Origin of the sequence: Entomoplasma freundtii (assembly GCF_002804205.1) — a bacterium.
Classification (GTDB): domain Bacteria; phylum Bacillota_I; class Bacilli_A; order Mycoplasmatales; family Mycoplasmataceae; genus Williamsoniiplasma; species Williamsoniiplasma freundtii.
Genome location: NZ_CP024962.1, coordinates 795,966 through 814,182 on the forward strand (window position 1 = coordinate 795,966; position 18,217 = coordinate 814,182).

Here is an 18,217-nt window from a genome sequence, read left to right on the forward strand (position 1 = left end):
AATTATTTGCTCTCCTTTTATATTCTTTGTTCTTCTAAAAGTTTTTGTAATTTATGTAGTTGTGAATTGGTCAACTTAAATCATTCACGACCACCATTTTTCATTTCCTTAGAAATGATTTTTTGGTCAAGAAGGCGTTGTTGAACATCATGGATTTCTTGGTCCTCAAAAACTTTTTTGCCTCGAAGACGAAAACTGTTGAGCAGTTTTTCTGAACTGATTCCTTTATCGACATCAGTTTTTTGAATGATTCGCAAGGCAATGACTTTGTCAATTACATTTGGCAAAAGATAATCGGCCACGTGACGATAGGTGGGATCACTTTCAATTCATTCATCAAAATTTTTTATTTGGTAAGCCAAATTAATCCCATTGATTGATTCTTTATATAAGAAATCCAAAAGGTCATCGAGTTTTAACTGATTGTCAAATGTCTCTTTAACCAATTTTTGAAAAAGTTTTCAATCATAAAGTAGAGGATAAATTGGGTTGCTAAAATGACGACCCTTGTTAATCGTTTGCAAATATCATTTACTTAAAAGAAAGGCCAACAATAAATTGTTTTGTTGGTAAGGACTAATATAAATAAACGAGATAAGAATGATTAAGGCTTGGGTAAACCCGCCAATTTCTTGATCATCTAAATTGGTCATATAACCTAAAAACTGATTTAAGGTTTTATCTATTTTTTGATAATCAAGAACGTTTGGAACAAATGTATTGGCATTTGTTTGTCGATAAAAACGAGTTTTATTTTCGATATCATAACCTAAATTTCGAAATAAAATATGGACAATGACATCGTAATTGTCTCGATTAATCGCAAAGTTCTCCGTTTCAATTAACGCTATGGCTTCAATTAAATTAATAATTCGGATCTCTTCACGATTTTTAGGTCGTCGTCCACGACTTAATTCGAGAATCGTTTTGCTGATTTTTTTAGGATTGGTTTCTTCCAATTCTTTACTAATTAATAACAAACTTAGGATTTCCAAAAGATTAATTTCAGAACGCGCCAGCATCGTGTTGCCGACACCAAAAGCATTCATATAATCAAATAAATAACGATCAGTAGCCAGTCTTGTATTTAAGTGAAAATTCGGATTTGCCCCATCCTCACTTAGCACTATTGCTGTATACCTTTCGTTATTTATTGGTTTATGTTTCGTTCCTTGTCACTTCTTACTTAAAAAATAATCCAAAGCACCCACGATATAACCCTTTTCGTTATTTAATTAATAAAAGAGAATCTAGCAGAAGTTCTTAGCTAGCTAAACTAGATTCAATGCACCTTATAGTATAACACATATTTGCGTTTGAAGGCTTTTAATTATAACATTGTTTCCGTCATAATGAAATTAATATTTCAAAAGAACTCGCTCCAAACAAAATATTTAAAAAACCAAGCAAAATTGCTTGGTTTTTTAAATATTTTAATTAAGACTAGTTGAAAAATTATTTCAAGTCAACACTTGCACCAGCGGCAACAAGAGTTTCTTTCATTTTTTCTCCTTCTTCTGGTTTAACGTTTTCTTTAACCACAATTGGAGTTGCTCCATCAACTAATTTTTTAGCATCCATTAATCCTAAACCAGTTAATTCTTTAACTGCTTTAATAACGGCTACTTTTTGTGCTCCTACTGAACTAATAACAACTGTTACTTCAGTTGGGGCTGCTGCAGTAGCTTCTTGTGCTGGAGCAGCAACAGCGGCTGCTGCAACAACTCCGAAATGATCTTCGATCGATTTTACTAATTCATTCAATTGTACTAAAGTCATTTCTTCTAAAGCTTGAATGATTTCATCTTTGGTAATCGCCATGATTTTATCTCCTTTTTATTAAACTATTCGTACACCTTTTTGGTTTTGTTATCTTTTATTCAGGGTTTTTAGTATTTGCAATTTCTTTAGTCAATAACATGAATTGACGTAGTGGGTATAGTAGTGAAGAAGCAAACATACTGTAAAGTTCTTCACGGCTTGGTAAAGTAGCAATTTCGTTAATTGCTGTGGTATCCATAACATTAGTTTCATAGATACCGGCTTTTAAGATTAATTTATCGTTCTTTTTCGCAAAATTAGCGACTAATTTTGCAGGGGCAATTGGGTCTTCTGAAAATAAGAAAACATTTTGTTGAGTTAAAAATTCTTCTAATTTTTCAAGACCCAATTCTTTGGCAGCACGGCGAACAAGTGAATCTTTGTAAATTTTCACTTCGACACCATTAGCTAATCCTTGACGACGTAGTTGACTCATTTGGGCAACAGTTAAATGCTTATATTCTGCAACGGCTACGCCATTGGATTTTAACTTTGCCACGATTTCGGAAACTACATCCGCTTTTTTGGCATGAGCTGGTCTAGATGCTAGCATCAGTCATCCTCTCTTTCTATTTCCTAAATAAAAAACCTTGGTTTCGTAACCAAGGTAACACAAAAAAGTTCAAGAAACATTTTGAGTCCTCGGTAACAAATTAAGGGCTTGGCCCGGTTACTGTCTTGGGTACTAATAGCATTGTTTATTTTAGCATTTCAATTTTTAGAATTCAATCCCCTTTCGAGGCGGAACTTTTTGCGTAAAATAATGCTTTTTAGGCTTTATTTCTGAAATTAAATCAGCAATTTCATCTAATTCTGGATAGGAATAACGCCCCGAAATAGCTACTTCCAAATGCGGGTGACGAGTCCTAATTAACTCTACAAATTCTTGCTTATCAATAAAACCATTTTCCAGTGCCCCCAAAACTTCATCAACCAGCAAAAGGTCACAAGTTGGAGCCTTCAGTTCTTGTTTTAATTGTTCATAACCAATTAGAGTTTCAGCCTTGAAAATAGCCACCTCCTCAGGCTTCATTTCTCAAACAAATTTTTGTGATGAATCATAAAAATTTTCAATTTTTACTCCTAATTCGGCTAAAATATCGTTTTCACTAGTTGGGCGATTTTTTAAAAATCGTAAGTATTTAACACGTTTCTTCGCTCCTAAAGCACGTAAAACCATGCCGTTTAAAACCGATGTTTTCCCCTTGCCTTCGCCACAATAAATATGAAGATAACCCTTATTATCCATTTTTCCCTCCATCTAAGTCACGTAAAACTTTCTTTAACTTTTAAGTTGAAAGAAATTGGTTTTTTTATTTTATACTTGCTTTTTGTTTTTGGGCGCCTTATTTAGAAATTTTGTTTTTGTTTTTCATCAGGAATATAGTTTTCTATCTTGAAGGAAAATATTCCGCCCAACCATCGATAAATAAACACTTTTTAATTTTAAATAGCCTTATCTTAAAAACAAAAATGGAACATTTTAAATATCATCTTTTTTAATTTAGTTTGTTTATATAATAATTTCTACCCTCTCATGAGGCGATGTTATTAGTTGTACAAAACAAACCTAGTAAATAATTAATTAAAAAGAAAGGAACACAAAAATGGAAGAAAAAAATCTAGCTTTAACCAATTTTCGTGCTTTAAAATGAATAAAAATTAGTCTTGGTTTAAGTTTGCCAACGATTGTTGCCACTGGTCTTACAATGAGTTTTACAGTCAACCAAAGGCAACATGCCAAGTTGACGACGGCTTATCCATCCTTAAGTTATAACTTCTTAACAGGTGCCGATTTTGATAATTTATCATTGAAAATTAATAGTATTAAAAACATTTATATTAAAAATATGGTATCAAAGGGTTTGGTCTTTTACTTGCCAAACGATCTCTTCGCAAGTATTACTAGTAAAAAAATAACCCCTGAAGTAGAAAATACTTTAACTAGAAAGCTTACTGACCTTATTTCGGGAAATATGCGAGTCTGAGGTTTGACTAGTCAAACCCAAATTGACCCTAGTGCTCTTGAAGCTATCCCCTGAGGGCAATTAATCAAAATAAATAATTCAGGATTAACTTTCGATAATGTCATCATTAAATATCAAGGAGGTGACGAACAAATAGTTGCCTCAGGTAAATTCCTCCAAGCGAAGACTGTTGATTATGATTTAAAACCGATTGAAAAGTTCAACGTTGAGACGGTAAATTATTTATTCGAAAATGCCGATATTATTAATAAATCGCTCAACCGAAGTGGTTATTTTGGCGGTTTGAATTTTTATGGTCAAAAGGTTGAAAGTGGTCCCGAAAAAGGTAAATGATTAGAAGCGCAATATGTTGATTTAAATGAGTTCAACACCATGGCTTATGACTGAATGATAACATCGTTAAAATCAGCTAACCTAATCAAAGATGATTTAATGGCCAACGCCGTTACCGACTTTCAAATTAGAGGTTGAGACGAAATTTATGTCAATAATCCTAAAGGAGTCACCATCGAAAAAGACCGCCTTCTTTTGAGTCAAGACAATTATTTTGGAGCTCATTCAATTGTTTCCAAAATCCAATTTTCTTGATCAAAATTAAGTCGTGAACCAATTAGTTTTAAATTTACTGGTTCATATTTATCAAATACTGAATGAAATAACTATTAAAATAATTTTAAAAACCAAGACTAACTAGTCTTGGTTTTTATTTGGCTAAATTATGGGAACATGGGGACAAAATGGCATAAAGTGAATCAAAAGACATTGTAATTTTTGAGTTCCAAAAGACTGACACCGACTGTTGTCGCAGAGTTGTTTGGGTCTTTACCAAAATCATCATCATCAGTAGTTTCATTTTCAATTTGTTCGCGATGGGTGGACGAACTAATTTTTCACCAATAAGAATCGGCATTATCAATCCAGGGATAATCTTTTTCTGAACCTTTAATACCTTTTACCAACTTTCCCATCTTGGTTTCATCGATTTTAAAAACATCAGGATAATCAAGCATAAAATCACCAAGAGTTTTCCCTAACCAATTTTCTGCTAGACTGTTCCCACCATAATCATCAAAGTTTAAGGCAAAACTTTCTGGTTTAAGATTTGGATCCTCTTTTAGTAAATTGGCATCAATATAAGTTTTCATTATTAAAGTCACTTGATTGTCTGGAAGGTTTATTTTATCGTGGTCTAAGGATGACAGACTTGAATTCTTACTAACATGTGTTGCTAAAACAATTGATAGGGCTATCATCACTACCGAGTTAACCATCATGATAATTAACAAAATGAGGTATAAATTTTTAGGTCGTGGCTTACTAGAAGAGTTGTCTCTATAAGAATGGCGCATTATGATTGGTTCCCTTCTAGACTATCTATAAGCGGGGGGTGGTCATTACCCACCAAACCATTGGTGTCACTTCAAAGCAATGTAAACCAAAAAATATTCGCATCTTGAAGTTTTATATCAAAAATGTTTATGTCAACTTGAGGATTAGTCGGACCTATTTTCGTATCAGTTATGCTTCTTACCAATCATACATAAGCAGGGGCACTTTCTTGGTCACTATCAATTGATCTATCAAGTATTCTCAAAACAAGCCCGTTTGGGGAGACTTCAAAAATTTCTTTTTTTGTTTTTAAGTAGTCACCAAAGCTTCGCCCTAACCATTCATTACTCAATTGGGTCTCATAGTCCTTTGGGGTTAGTGAGGGGTGCTCTTTAGGCAACGGCTTACGACCCCTAAATTTTTTTTGAACTTCTGCACTATAATAATTGTTGATTTGAAGCCTCAACATTTTTTTGGGGTCAGACTCTAAAGCGCTTGATTTATTAGAATTATTACTTAAAAGTAAACCTCAAATTAAACTAAAAACTGCTGCTAATGTAATTAACATAGCAACTGTTACTAATAAAAACTGTCATGATTTAGAACGCATTTTTCTTTTTCCCTTTCCGAGTTTTTTAATTATACAAAAGGGTCTAAGAAAATTTTGTAATCACTAAAAATAAAAAAAAGAAATCTTTATTGTTAATTTGTTAGAAAAATTTTCTAAATTTATAACGGTTTTAGTTTAGTCGCTTGCTGCTTTTTTGGCTTAGCACCAAGCACCTCTAAGGTTGGAATTTGTTGGTTATGAACAATCATTTTTCCCTCGATTCGAAAGCTTTTGATTGAACCACCCGGTTTAATACTTAACGCTGTTGCTTTTAATTCTTGAATCACGCCTTTGACTAATGACTTGCCTAATCCGCCGTAAGTCTCAAGATTACCCTTAATAATAACGTCACCGATTGGCTTACTAATTTGAAAGCCAATCGCTCCATCGCCATGAGTGGTGATTTTGGCTAAAGATAATTTATCAATCGTCCCATCATAATTATTAATGCCTCGCGATCCTTCACCAAATGTTTCAATTGGACCCTCAAGTGCTAAATTTTTAATATAACCAAAATTGACAAACCCGATGGCGCTCCGACCTTGTGAAGAAATTTTTTGAAAAGCTTTTCAGCTATCTACCACTCCTCAATTGTCAAGCACCATGTCGTTATAGCCATAAGTGGTAATAACTTGATGATTAATTATCTCTTTTACATGAGCGTTGGTAATAACAAAAACAGCTCCCGTAATTAAGTTGGCAATACCCACCGGTATCTTTCCGTCATTATGAATTTCATCAGTAGTTAATAAATCTACTTTCAGTTGGGCATGCTTGGTTCCAGCAACCATTATTCCTGAACCATAAATTGGTTTGTTTTTCTGACCGAGAGCCACCTTCTTGACAACTATAATTGGTATGTTTTTTCGGTCTTTATTTCAAATGGTGAGAGCACCTTGAAGAACACGAACGTTATAACCAAAAGGCCGTTCCTTAAATTGAGTAGCGTCAGCTTCTTTAATGACCACTTGATTAATTGTTAATCTTAATCTGCCGTTAATTTTACGAGAAATTAGTATTATACATCCCCGCAGGACAATAATATTTTTGAGAAGATAAGTACCTTCTACTTGGTGGGAATTATGAAAGCGAATGACTTTTGATTGTGGGCTAAACCCTTCAATTTGTAAATTAGTGATTTCATTATTTTTGGTAAATAATAAACCACTATTTGCTTTTCTAAAGCAAATAGTTTCTTTGCCTGTGGCTCCTGAAATTTTCACTTTTGGAGGAATCAGAATACTTTGGTTAAAAGTTAAATTTTTGGTGATGACAATATTTTTCGATATTTTTAAAGATTTTAATAAATCTTGCTCTGTTGCAATACTCACCTTGTCTATAGCCATAGGGTCCCTTCTTAGGTTGTCCATTTCATTAATCACTATAAATTATAAATTTTGCTATTTAAACAACGGGACTAATTAATAAAAAATATAAAACGGCGCGAAAAAGAAATTAGTCAAACCAAAGGCCCTATAATGAAAGTTAGTGGAGGTAACATAAATATGATTAAGTTATTAAGCATCCTATCACTAATGGTTTTGCCATCAACTTCGTTGACAACGATTGCTGCAACTAAACCGATTATTAAAATTGATCAGGCATTTAGCGATGAAGAATCAAGTCGAAACGAAATTGCCATTATTCAATCATTAAACAATGAAGAAAATAAGGGCGCAAAAAGATATCTGAAAGGAATCTTTGATGATGCCAATTTGGTTCTCAAGATTTCTCAAGAATTAAAGAATATTATCCATGAAGATAGCCAAGGGGCTTTTATTTATGATAACGATACTTTGGAAGTTAAATCCCTAAACTTGGCAAGTGGCAAAATTAGCAGTTTTAAAGGTTTATCTATTTTCCCTAATTTAAAAATGTTATCTATAAAATTCAATGGAGTGGCCGTTAATTTAAGTGATTTAACAACCATTAGTGATCAACTCAAGTATCTTGAAGTCAATGGCAGCCAAATTAATGATATTGACTTTATCAAACAATTTACTTCGTTAGATACATTAAATCTAATTGCTGACGACATTTCGGATATTTCCGCTTTAGCAGAGCTTACAAATTTAGTTCGCTTAAATTTAGATAATAACAATCTCTTAGAGATTTCAGCGCTAATGGCCCTAGAAAATTTAGAGTCATTGGATTTAGCCTTTAATGATATACACGATATATCCGCTCTTTCAAGAATGTCAAAATTAATGAGTTTGGGGTTAACTTCTAATAATTTTTCAGGGCTTTTGCCGCTAGCTAACTTGCTAGAGTTGCGTGGTTTGTATTTGGCAGTTAATAACATTAGTGATTTGACACCACTTGCCAATCTCGTAAATTTAGAGATTTTAAGTTTAGAGGATAATAAAATTAGTGATTTGAAACCATTAGAAAATTTGCAAAACTTAGGAAGTTTATTTCTAAGATATAATTCTATTCCTAATACAGAAGAAGCTTGGGCACCAATTCATGACTTACCAAATTATAGTCCCGATTGGGATAACGAAACTGTTCGCTCAAGTCAACGATAAAATTATTTAGGCAATAAAAAAGACAACTTCACCGTTGTCTTTTTTATTAAGTATTTTATTTGTTCATTGCGGCACGAAGACCAGGAACAGCTACTTTAATTCCAGGACCCATTGTTGTTGAGATTGAAACATTTAGAATGTAATCTCCTTTAACAGTTTGAGGTTTAGCTTTTTGAATAGCTTCAAAAACAGCTTTAAAGTTATTTTCAAGTTGTTCATTACTAAATGACGCTTTTCCTAAAATTGAGTGAATGTTACCTTCTTTATCAGCGCGGTATTCCACTTTTCCTTTTTTAACATCATCAATTGCTTTAGTAACATCCATAGTTACAGTTCCAGTTTTAGGGTTTGGCATTAGACCACGAGGTCCAAGAATTTTCCCGATGGCTCCTAATTTCGCCATCATTTCTGGAGTAGCAATAATTACATCAAAGTCAAATCAGTTTTCTTTGGCAATTTTTTGTACTAATTCTTCTCCACCAACAATGTCAGCTCCAGCAGCAGTTGCTTCTTTTGCTTTAGTGTTAGTTAATACTAAGATTTTTTGGGTTTTCCCAGTTCCTGAAGGCAAGACTAATGCCCCACGAATTTGTTGGTCTGCTTTTTTAGGATCAATGTTTAAGTTAAAAGCTACTTCGACAGTTGAATCGAATTTAGTTGAAGCTAAATCTTTTGCTAATTGGAAAGCTTCAGTTGGTTGGTAGTATTTAGTACGATCAACTTTTGAACGTGCTTCTTTTAATTTTTTCGAAATTCTAGCCATTATTTATTAGCTCCTTCGATTTTGATTCCCATATTTTTTGCAGTTCCTTTAATAATGTTAATTGCAGCATCAATGTCATTGGCATTTAGATCTGGCAATTTGTATTCAGCAATTTTACGAATATCGTCCATTGAAACAGTTCCAGCTACTTCTTTTCCTGAATTTTTGGCACCTTTTTCAATTTTTGCTGCACGTTTTAGTAAAACGGGAGTTGGAGTTGTTTTTAAAACAAATTCAAATGATTTGTCATCATATGCAGTAATAACAACTGGAACAACATCTCCAGCACGGTCCTTAGTTGCCTCGTTGAATTCTTTGGTGAAAGCAGGCATGTTAATTCCCAAGGATGCTAATTCTGCTCCTGGTTTTGCTTGCATTGCCATAAATTCTAATTTTGCAATACGTGTGATTTTTTTAGCCACGGGTTACCTCCTATAGTTCTCGCTGTGGTCCTTATGAAGGCTTAATTTTTAAGCTTTCTCCCACAATAAAAATCTGCTATTTATTAATAATAGCAATTTATTAGATAAAAATAAAGGGATAAAACCGTTAAAACCCACGTTTTTGGGGGCCTTTTACTTAAATTTTCTTTATTTAATCTCACCAATTTTTTTGAGGAACTGAACGATGCCATTAACATATTGTTTATGCCCTACACTAATGGCTTCGACATGCTTAGCTTTAGGGAAAACAATTAATTCTGAAACAACTATTTGTTCTGAAGCAATTTTTTCTTTATAAAGTTGTTCTGACATATAAAGTGGTACAAGGTCATCAGCATCCCCATGAAGAAAAAGCATTGGAATTTGTGCCGTACGACTTAACTTTTTCCGAATATCAAAGTCGTTTGGATCATACCCAAAAACCTTTTTGAATTTTCTTCGCAACCCAAAGCTTACTTTTCATCATGGCATCTTTGTTTGACGTTGAAAGAAATACCGTGCCTCGAGAAGTAAATTACTAAAACCACAATCATCAATGACAAACTTTAAAGCAGGGTCTAAGTAACCAATGTCTTCGGCATACTTCACCACGATTGAGCCACCCATACTATTGCCAATTAAACCATAATTAGTCATTCCATAATGGGTTTTCAAATAATCAACACAACTCGCTAAATCATAAGGAGCCGAATAACCTAAATCTGTTTTAGTACCATAACTAGCTCCATGAGCACGAACATCAATTGTCATTACATTAAAACCTAATTTTGAAAATAAATAAGTTTGGCGTAAACCGAGGAATTTATTTTCAGTTCAACCGTGTAAAGCAATCACCCATTTTTTACTACGGTTATTACGGAGAATTAAAGCTTGCAGTTTTTGACCATCAGGGTTAAGGATAACTACCTCATCAAGTTTCTTCAAATCATCTGCAGTATAAAGAAAATTATACTGATTTAAACCGCGAGCAAAAGAATCATCCACATAATCAGCAATAGTATCAACTTCAACATAAGCTGCCTTACGTTGGCGCATTCCCTCATCACGGAGATAATCTTGCACCACATTATTAAAGCGAACTAAACTTTTAGTAGAAAGCACTTTTATTTGGGGCATATCCCAAAGAGTTTTCCATAAAATCGGAAAATTATAAACTAAATCTTGGTCAGATGTTGGCACCTTAGGCACATTTTCACTTTGTTTACGACGCATAAAATCCTCTTCTTTCTAACATTTTAGCATGCTTAATTTTGAGAAAAGTTTTTGATTCGATTTTTAGTTTGCTAAATTAAAAAAGACCAATTATTTGGTCTTTTTTAATATTCTCTTACTGGTTCTAAATTAGTGAAGGCCACTTCAGCTGGTGTATAACGGCCAAAGATTTCCAAGGAAACAATAGCAATTCCTTTTGAATAATCAATATCGATTACTTTTCCTTCTTCATTTTGATATGGTCCTTCTTTAATGCGGACAAAATCATTGAGGTTAAAGTTTGCTTTATGAAGCTCTTTTTTAGGGACCACCAGACCTTTTGGTTTACCTTTGCTGGTTGTGCTAGTTGGTGACTCTTCTTTATCATTGCCTTCATCAACCACATCTTGGTTATCTTCCGATTCGCTAGGAATAAGTCCTACTTTTGGTGTACCGTTTTCGTTCAATTCATCATCGGGAGTTGACAGCATTTTGATAACTTCGTTCATTGTTAAAGGGAAGGGTTTAAGGCCTTTCCCGGCTGAACCAATGAATCCAGTTACTCCGGGAGTATTTCGAATGACAAATCAAGCTTTGTCACTCATATTCATGTTGATAAAAATGTACCCCGGGAAGCGGTTTTTAATCACGATTTTACCACTTTTGGTTTCAGTAATTCCCTTCGAAATTCGTAAATCAAAAACATCATTTTCCAAGTTGCTTGTTTTAATTTTTTGTTGTAAATCTGCTAAGACCTTTTCTTCATGACCTGTACTGCAATTAATTACAAACCATTGACCAGGCATGTCTAATAGCATATCTAGATCAACATTCATTTCTTCATTTTTCTTCATATTTTCCTCTAAACAATTTTGATTAAACTAAATAAAGCTTGTAGCCCTCAATCAACCAACGCAAAGAAGAGGGCAAAAATAACCATGAATAACAAAACAGAAATATATTTTTTAGTTAAATTTCCCGATGAAGACCATTTAATCTTATTCACTTCTTTAATCATTTTGACGGGAAACTCTTGAATTGCTTCCTTAACGTTGACTTTTTCCTTGGGTGTTTTGGGAACCTTTAGACCTTTTTTTTGTCATTTTTGGAGGTCAATCTTCCCCTTTTTCGGGGTTTCCAAATTCGCTTCTAAGTCGTTTTGACGACTTTTCCTTGCCGCCTTTGCTGCTGCTTTTAATTCTTTTTTGGCTCTTTTTGCTTCTAACCGAGCTGTTTCCTTATTCGGATTAGTTTTCATTAGCGTGTTTCCTTATGAATTTGGTGTTTTTGACAGGTTGGACAAAACTTTTTAATTTCTAGGCGACTTTTTTGTGTCAGCCCACTTTTTGTGAAAGTATAATTTCTACTTAAACATTCTTCACAAACAAGAATGATTTTTCTTTTCTTTTGGTCCATGGGCCCTCCTCTAATAAAGTCAAACTAACTCTATTATAATCGAATTTGCCTTAAAAGCACCCGTTTAATAGGCACCTTTAGGTGATTATGCGTTCCAAATCAGCAATTGTTTTTTCAAGAGTTTGCTTTAATTTATGGCGAGAAATTTGGTATTTTTCGCGAATATCTACTAAAGGCACATTGTAAAGGTAGTCCATAAAAATATCTTTATTTTGGGTTGGAATTTTCGCTTGTCTAAAATAATCTTCTAAGAAAATTTGTGTCATTCATTCCTGACTATCCGCAACATTTAGATTTTGGTTTTCTTGTCAAGATAAATTAACATTATTGAGATTCAAAATTTTATGTTTGTTGTTAACAAACTTACAAGCGTAATCCATCGCCTTCCAGTAAACGTTATCAATAACATAGGTAATGAAACTTTTATGGGTTAAGGTTGGTTGATATTTTCGTAAGACTTCATCAAAAGCAAGCCAAGCAATTGAAGTAAAATCTTCTTTTTCCAACGGGATAGTATGGAACTTGCGCAAAACTTTTGCGATTGCATAGTTGATTGGGATTTCTAATTTTTGAAAAAAAAGATATTTTTCTTCCAATGATAAATCACTTACATTATCTTTTAGATAATTTTGAATTTGTTCATTTGTGACTTTCTGATTATCAGACATAATTTTTCCTCCTTTGACCTTATCATCAAGAGGTTTTAACTGACATACAAGGGCTTTTTGAAAACTTTTTCCTTGCCTTTTTTCAAAAATTTTCCGAAATAAAAAGAAGCCGAAGCTTCTTTTTTCTTTTGGTAGGTTTATTTTAACACAATTTGGTGGGTTTTTAAACTAGTTTTAATTGCGTTGCGATGGCAAAAAGCATAATTGCTGTAGCTGTTGATACATTTAGCGAATCAATCTCGGGACGGATGGGGATGTAAACATTAAAATCACTTGCTTTGGTTAATAGTGGTCTAATTCCATCACCTTCGTTACCAACAACCAAAACAGTTTTTGCAGCAAAATCAACATTTCGTAAATCTTGGGCTTCTTGGTTGAGGTTAGAAGCATAAATTCAATAACCATTTTCTTTTAAGGTTTCCAGGGCCTGGTAAAGGTTGGCCACTTTGGTTATCTTTACATCAAAGGCGGTACCAGCTGAAGTCTTCACTACCGTAGGAGTCACTTCTACTTGGTGACGATTAAGCATAATAATGTTTTGCACTCCAAATAAACAAGCACTCCGGATGATGGCCCCAAAATTATGGGGATCATGGATTTGGTCCAACACCAAAACCAAATCTTTATCACGTTGTGGTAATTGTTTCCACAATTCAATAGCAGGGAAATATTGGAATTCTTGAATTTCAGCAACCACCCCTTGATGATTTGCCTCTTTTCCAGCCAATTTTCCTAATTCTATAGGATTCAGCTTGTTAACAGTTATTTTGCGACCCGTTTTTTGAATTCGGGCGAGTCAAACTTCCGGATCTTTGGTTCAAATCTTGCGAATTAGTTGGGGTCTTTTTAGTAAAAAATCTTGGACTGGTTGGTTTCCATAAATAAGGTTCATGGCCATTCTAAATCAAATCCTTTTCTATTAGAAGTTTCCTTAGCGAGTCAGCTTGAGGATAGTCTTTTTTAGCCAAAGCTACTTGCCATGCTTGGTATAATTTTTTGTCAGCCCTAGTGATTTTAGTTTGAAAGTAATCATCGAAACCAAGTGTTATTAAGATTTTTTCAAAATCGGTACTTAACGGACTAAGTTCTTTTCAACTTTTTCCTTGGTCTAAACCTTGGTTTAAAAGTTTGATGGCTCTTTCTAAGATTGTTAAGACTTTCGGAGTGTTTAAATCATCTTGCATGGCTTCAATAAATTCTTCCCAGATTCCGGAAGTTGGTTCTAACCTTAGGTCTCTCTCATTAGGCCTTATAGAGACTAATTCAGAAGAAAGGATTTCTAATTTTAGTTTTTTCTTTTGCAAATTTTGAATTTTTTGACGGAATTTTTCACCTTGGCTAATTAAGTCATTAGAAAGGTTGAGCGGTTGGGTATACTTAGCAGACATAAAAATTCATTTCAAAACGTCTGGATGATGCTTAAGAAAAAAGTCTTTTACTAAAACAACATTTCCTAATGATTTGCTCATTTTTGTCGAGCCCCAATTAAGATGTCCATTATGCATCCAAATCTTAGCCAATTCTTGATTATTTTTAGCTTGGAATTGTACACGTTCATTTTCATGATGAGGAAACTTTAAATCTACTCCTCCAGCATGAATATCAACCGGTCCTTTAAAATAGTCATTTACTAAAACAACACATTCAGTATGTCAACCAGGTCTTCCTTCACCTCATGGTGAAGGTCATTTTTGGCCTTCGGTTGTCTTTTTTCAAAGGACAAAGTCAAGGGGATTTTTTTTGGAAGTAACAGTTTCCACTCGTTCGCCAGCAATTAAATCATCAAGGTTTTTCTTTCCTAATTGACCATAAGTCTCTTTTCATGGTGTAAGGTGAAAATAAACATTCCCATCAACAACATAGGCCTCTCCTTGAGTAACTAACTCATCAATGAAGTGAATCATTTGCGGAAGGTTTTCACTGATTGGTAAAGTTGTGGTAGGTGGCAAAACCTTCATATTTTTTAAATCATTTTGGTAAGCCTGAATATAAAAATCAGTAATTTCCTTTTCAGTTTGCTTTTCTTGGGCGGCTTTTTGAATAATTTTGTCATCAATATCGGTAATGTTTTGTAGAAAGTTAACCGGATAGTTTTGGGTTTTTAAAAACCGGTGTAAAAAATCCATGGTAATAATAGGACGAGCATTGCCTAAATGAATGTAGTTATAAACAGTTGGACCACAAAGATAGATTTTAATGGGTTGCGAAGGCGATAATGATAGGGTTTGGTTTTGGGTCGACAAACTATCATAAATCTTTAGTTGTGTGGTTTTTTTAAAGCTCATCCTTTATCATCTCCTCTTTGCATGGGCTCCCAAATTAATTTTACTTAAGCGGTCTTTGGTTATTGTTTAGTTTTAATAATTGGTTTCATAACCATATATACCGTCGATAATACAGCAGTATTGAATGTAATTTTGATTGGTGTTTGGAATAGTCTAATCAAAATCATTGATGAGTAACCTCCTTGATAAGATGGAATTCCTAAGATTTGGGAATCTCCTCAAGAGGCTAATAGAATTGTGGCCAAAGTTTCCGTGATGATGCAGAGTAAGATGATTGGTAAAACAATTTCCAGTCAACGTTGTTTTCGCAAGGCTAGAAGTCCCAAAGTAATCGTTCAAATAATTAATAAAGTGATTCCCATCATAATCAAGAACATATAAGGAGCAAAGTAACCCGAGATCTTAATCCCCATAAAAAGGGTGTCATTAATATTAGGATTATTCATTTCAATTGTAAATAATGTTAAGGTAAATGCGACCATATAGGCTGTAATTAAACCAAATGTAAGTCAAATCTTTTTACCTCTTCATTTCAAGGTATAAGAAGCGACTCCTGCTCAAAAACCAAATGATAATGAAACACAAAAATAGGCAATATGGATATACGAAGGTACAAACATTAAACAAATGCACTCTGTTAAAATTCCAACAATGAGGCCAACAATTGGTCCGAAAAAAAGACCCGTGATTTTAACCATGATTCCACTAAAGGCAACCCGAATTGGTGGGAAGACGGTAATGGGAATAGTTACAGAAATAACGACAGTTGTGGAAACTGAAACAGCAATCATCATGGCAATTATAGCTAGGTTACGAGTATCAAATTTTAAGCCTTTTCATTTTAAACCGGTCAGACGGTGATATTGAAAATTTAGTAAATAAGTAACTGAGTAAAGTAAAATACATATCCCTGTAAAGGCTATAGTCATGTAAGCCATATTGGTGTTTTTTAAAAGAAAATCACTAACTTTACTCATATCGTGCATGTCCTCTATTTGGTTCAATCAATTGGAGTCAGTTTTTCTTGAATTAATAGATTATTAATTTGCGAAAAAGGGCGACTATTTTTGAAATATTTATCATAACTAAATGGTGAAGGGTGCCCTACAACAACGACAGGATGACGTCCAAGGTTGAGGTTATTATAAGTGTTTTCGGCCGATTTTCCAAATAGGGCGTAAACAATTTTCGGATTTAAACTATCTAAATAATCGAGAACATCTTTGACGAATATTTCTCAACCTTGGTTCCGGTGTGAACCAGGCTTTCCGGCTTGAACCGTAAGTGCGGTGTTAATTAAAAAAACTCCTTGTCTAGCTCAACCAGCCAAATCATTATGTGGGTGGTCAACGCCTAAATCGTTTTTAAGTTCACGAAAAATATTTTTAAGACTAGGGGGAGCAATTTGGTTGTTATAAACTGAAAAAGCTAATCCATTAGCTTGATTGGCACCGTGGTAAGGATCTTGGCCAATAATCACCACTTTCACATCTTGTGGTGCTACTAGACTAAAAAGACGAAAAACATCTTCTTTAGTGGGGTAAATTGGATATTCCTTGGCTTCTTCTTGCAGAAAATTTTGCAGTTTTTTCCAATAAGGTTTCTTAGTTTCTTCTAGAAAAAAAGGTTCTCAAGCCTTTAAAATTTTCATTCAAACCTCCTAATAAAACAAAAATGTAGAGGAACCTACATTTTAACTATTCATTACTATGGTCTTCAACCTTTAAATCGCTAATTTGCAATTGGCTAAAGAAACCATTGTTAGGATCTTTTGATGAGCGTTCTTCGGTATTGATTCAAGTATCATTGGCATCAGTAAATTGATAGTGACTGAATTGTCATTTGACAAAACGATTTCCGATTGTTTCTTTATCTTTATCAGCATCTTTAAATGAACTTGCTCGAACAAATGGTTCAAAAGCAGCTGTTAAGCCATTTAAAGTAAATTCTAAATCATATTTCTTAGCATCGCCTTTTCTGACGTTTGTTGAATAAGTAAGACGAATTTTTAAAGGTTTAACTTTTACTAAGACTGTGGAATTGGTTTTGATAAAACCATTCGTTCATGATTGCTCTTTGGTTTCTTTGTCTTCTTTGTTCTTACCAGTTTGAACATCAAATAATGGTTGGTCGGTTGCCGTAATATCTCAAGCGTTTGGATCAGTTCCTTGACGAATCTCTCAAGTTTTTCTACCGTTAATCTCGTCTGAGTTTTGGGCTGGGTTTCAATTCTTGTTGATATTGAATTTAGCCTCGCCTATAGGATTTTCTAATGTGAAAAGATTAAGGTCATAAGGGTTTTTCTTATCATTTCCGATTTTGCCATCTTTTTCATCTTTAACAGAGGTATTAACTTCAGAGTATTCAACTTCGGAACCCAAATCCTTCATTTTACCTTCTGGGGTTAGTTGGAATTGGTTAATTTTATTATCCTTAAGAAGGCTTGGTTTATTAGGGTTTTTGGTTGGTTCTACCACTTCCATATTGTAAGAAAGAATTCTTGAATTTAGTTTGGTAGGAGCTTCTTGACCAATATAATTCCAACTAGTTCAAGCAGAGTCTTGGATTTTGCCTTGTTTGCTTAAAAAGGAATTGAAGAAACCCTTACCAGCATCAGTAGTCATCACTTGACTAATCATTTCGTAAGATTGTTTAGCTCCCTTACCAAGACTAGTATCACCATTTGCCGACGCATATTCATAAAGCATGTGGAGACCTTCAAGTGAATTAATTGTTGTTTTGTCATAAGTTTTATAAAAATCTGCTTGGGAAAATTTTTCAAACTTTTCGCCATAGAAAACGCCATCAACTGAAGGTGTAAAGTTTAGGCTTTCATTGTGAGCATCTTGGCCAACAAAAGTATTGCGATAATTAGCCACTTCTTTTGGTTGTGTAACTAAAGTATGGTTAAAACCAAGTAAATTTAAGACCTCTTTAGCGAGAATCTTAGTGACTGCCATTTCACTAGTCTTATTGCTTCCAGGACTATAGTAAGGCGTTACGTTAGTTCCGTTAAAAGAATTAAAAGTATCACTTTCACTCTCTGGGAAGGTATTAAAAGCGCCGGTGAAGCTTAAATTAATCTTCGACATACGAACAGAACAACTAGTGACTGAACCTGCAATCGATGATACTAAAGTGATAGCCATAAGTGAGGAGATAAGTTTCTTCATTT

The 18,217-nt window shown here is 34.0% G+C and carries 21 protein-coding genes and 1 other annotated feature; of the genes, 2 read left to right on the top strand and 19 right to left on the bottom strand.

What is annotated here, in order from left to right:
* Nucleotides 1–17: 17 nt before the first annotated feature.
* From EFREU_RS03485 to EFREU_RS03500, 4 genes are all read right to left on the bottom strand, one after another.
* The gene (locus EFREU_RS03485; RefSeq protein ID WP_100609762.1) at nucleotides 18–1,211 is read right to left on the bottom strand and encodes a hypothetical protein; all 1,194 of its coding nucleotides are present in this window, start codon (nucleotides 1,209–1,211) and stop codon (nucleotides 18–20) included.
* Between the two features lie 244 nt (nucleotides 1,212–1,455).
* A complete protein-coding gene (gene rplL, locus EFREU_RS03490; protein WP_100609763.1) occupies nucleotides 1,456–1,821 on the bottom strand; it encodes a 50S ribosomal protein L7/L12 in 366 nt (121 codons plus the stop codon).
* A 55-nt stretch (nucleotides 1,822–1,876) separates the two neighbouring features.
* The gene (rplJ, locus tag EFREU_RS03495; RefSeq protein ID WP_100609764.1) at nucleotides 1,877–2,374 is read right to left on the bottom strand and encodes a 50S ribosomal protein L10; all 498 of its coding nucleotides are present in this window, start codon (nucleotides 2,372–2,374) and stop codon (nucleotides 1,877–1,879) included.
* 19 nt (nucleotides 2,375–2,393) lie between these two features.
* Nucleotides 2,394–2,522 (bottom strand) — a sequence feature (ribosomal protein L10 leader region).
* A gap of 17 nt (nucleotides 2,523–2,539) precedes the next feature.
* Entirely contained in the window at nucleotides 2,540–3,070 is a 531-nt protein-coding gene (locus EFREU_RS03500; protein WP_166666717.1) for a cob(I)yrinic acid a,c-diamide adenosyltransferase, read from the bottom strand.
* 358 nt (nucleotides 3,071–3,428) lie between these two features.
* Between EFREU_RS03500 and EFREU_RS03505 the strand changes: the two genes are divergently transcribed.
* A complete protein-coding gene (locus tag EFREU_RS03505) occupies nucleotides 3,429–4,475 on the top strand; it encodes a hypothetical protein (RefSeq protein WP_100609766.1) in 1,047 nt (348 codons plus the stop codon).
* Between the two features lie 50 nt (nucleotides 4,476–4,525).
* Here EFREU_RS03505 and EFREU_RS03510 read toward each other — a convergent pair whose 3' ends face one another.
* The 3 genes from EFREU_RS03510 to EFREU_RS03520 form a co-directional block, all read right to left on the bottom strand.
* Nucleotides 4,526–5,158, bottom strand: coding sequence for a hypothetical protein (locus EFREU_RS03510; RefSeq protein WP_100609767.1), 633 nt, complete (start codon nucleotides 5,156–5,158; stop codon nucleotides 4,526–4,528).
* Entirely contained in the window at nucleotides 5,158–5,748 is a 591-nt protein-coding gene (locus EFREU_RS03515) for a hypothetical protein (protein ID WP_100609768.1), read from the bottom strand. The genes EFREU_RS03510 and EFREU_RS03515 overlap by 1 nt, the downstream gene beginning before the upstream one ends.
* 119 nt (nucleotides 5,749–5,867) lie before the next feature.
* Nucleotides 5,868–7,094 (bottom strand): hypothetical protein, encoded by a 1,227-nt coding sequence (locus tag EFREU_RS03520; RefSeq protein WP_100609769.1) that lies wholly within the window; start codon nucleotides 7,092–7,094, stop codon nucleotides 5,868–5,870.
* 159 nt (nucleotides 7,095–7,253) lie between these two features.
* Between EFREU_RS03520 and EFREU_RS03525 the strand changes: the two genes are divergently transcribed.
* Complete coding sequence (locus tag EFREU_RS03525) at nucleotides 7,254–8,276, top strand: leucine-rich repeat domain-containing protein (protein WP_100609770.1); 1,023 nt, start codon at nucleotides 7,254–7,256, stop codon at nucleotides 8,274–8,276.
* Between the two features lie 55 nt (nucleotides 8,277–8,331).
* Here the strand turns inward: EFREU_RS03525 and rplA are convergent, their stop codons facing one another.
* The 12 genes from rplA to EFREU_RS03585 form a co-directional block, all read right to left on the bottom strand.
* Nucleotides 8,332–9,039 carry a 50S ribosomal protein L1 gene (gene rplA, locus EFREU_RS03530; RefSeq protein WP_100609771.1) on the bottom strand — a complete coding sequence of 236 codons (708 nt, stop codon included), beginning with the start codon at nucleotides 9,037–9,039 and terminating at the stop codon, nucleotides 8,332–8,334.
* Nucleotides 9,039–9,461, bottom strand: a complete 423-nt coding sequence (gene rplK, locus EFREU_RS03535) for a 50S ribosomal protein L11 (RefSeq protein ID WP_100609772.1) — start codon at nucleotides 9,459–9,461, stop codon at nucleotides 9,039–9,041. The genes rplA and rplK overlap by 1 nt, the downstream gene beginning before the upstream one ends.
* Nucleotides 9,462–9,629: 168 nt before the next feature.
* Entirely contained in the window at nucleotides 9,630–10,694 is a 1,065-nt protein-coding gene (locus EFREU_RS03540; protein ID WP_100609773.1) for an alpha/beta hydrolase, read from the bottom strand.
* A gap of 104 nt (nucleotides 10,695–10,798) precedes the next feature.
* Nucleotides 10,799–11,527 carry a transcription termination/antitermination protein NusG gene (gene nusG / locus EFREU_RS03545; RefSeq protein WP_100609774.1) on the bottom strand — a complete coding sequence of 243 codons (729 nt, stop codon included), beginning with the start codon at nucleotides 11,525–11,527 and terminating at the stop codon, nucleotides 10,799–10,801.
* Nucleotides 11,528–11,535: 8 nt separating this feature from the next.
* Nucleotides 11,536–11,931 carry a preprotein translocase subunit SecE gene (secE, locus tag EFREU_RS03550; protein WP_100609775.1) on the bottom strand — a complete coding sequence of 132 codons (396 nt, stop codon included), beginning with the start codon at nucleotides 11,929–11,931 and terminating at the stop codon, nucleotides 11,536–11,538.
* A complete protein-coding gene (gene rpmG, locus EFREU_RS03555) occupies nucleotides 11,931–12,089 on the bottom strand; it encodes a 50S ribosomal protein L33 (protein WP_100609776.1) in 159 nt (52 codons plus the stop codon). The genes secE and rpmG overlap by 1 nt, the downstream gene beginning before the upstream one ends.
* A 77-nt stretch (nucleotides 12,090–12,166) precedes the next feature.
* On the bottom strand, nucleotides 12,167–12,757 hold the full coding sequence (locus EFREU_RS03560) for a sigma-70 RNA polymerase sigma factor region 4 domain-containing protein (protein ID WP_100609777.1): 591 nt from the start codon (nucleotides 12,755–12,757) through the stop codon (nucleotides 12,167–12,169).
* A 163-nt stretch (nucleotides 12,758–12,920) separates the two neighbouring features.
* On the bottom strand, nucleotides 12,921–13,655 hold the full coding sequence (rlmB, locus tag EFREU_RS03565) for a 23S rRNA (guanosine(2251)-2'-O)-methyltransferase RlmB (RefSeq protein ID WP_100609778.1): 735 nt from the start codon (nucleotides 13,653–13,655) through the stop codon (nucleotides 12,921–12,923).
* 1 nt (nucleotide 13,656) lies between these two features.
* Nucleotides 13,657–15,042 (bottom strand): cysteine--tRNA ligase, encoded by a 1,386-nt coding sequence (gene cysS, locus EFREU_RS03570; RefSeq protein ID WP_100609779.1) that lies wholly within the window; start codon nucleotides 15,040–15,042, stop codon nucleotides 13,657–13,659.
* A gap of 59 nt (nucleotides 15,043–15,101) precedes the next feature.
* Nucleotides 15,102–16,019 carry a hypothetical protein gene (locus tag EFREU_RS03575; protein WP_100609780.1) on the bottom strand — a complete coding sequence of 306 codons (918 nt, stop codon included), beginning with the start codon at nucleotides 16,017–16,019 and terminating at the stop codon, nucleotides 15,102–15,104.
* Between the two features lie 14 nt (nucleotides 16,020–16,033).
* The gene (locus tag EFREU_RS03580; protein WP_100609781.1) at nucleotides 16,034–16,693 is read right to left on the bottom strand and encodes a uracil-DNA glycosylase; all 660 of its coding nucleotides are present in this window, start codon (nucleotides 16,691–16,693) and stop codon (nucleotides 16,034–16,036) included.
* 46 nt (nucleotides 16,694–16,739) lie between these two features.
* The gene (locus EFREU_RS03585; RefSeq protein WP_100609782.1) at nucleotides 16,740–18,215 is read right to left on the bottom strand and encodes a hypothetical protein; all 1,476 of its coding nucleotides are present in this window, start codon (nucleotides 18,213–18,215) and stop codon (nucleotides 16,740–16,742) included.
* Nucleotides 18,216–18,217 lie beyond the last annotated feature (2 nt).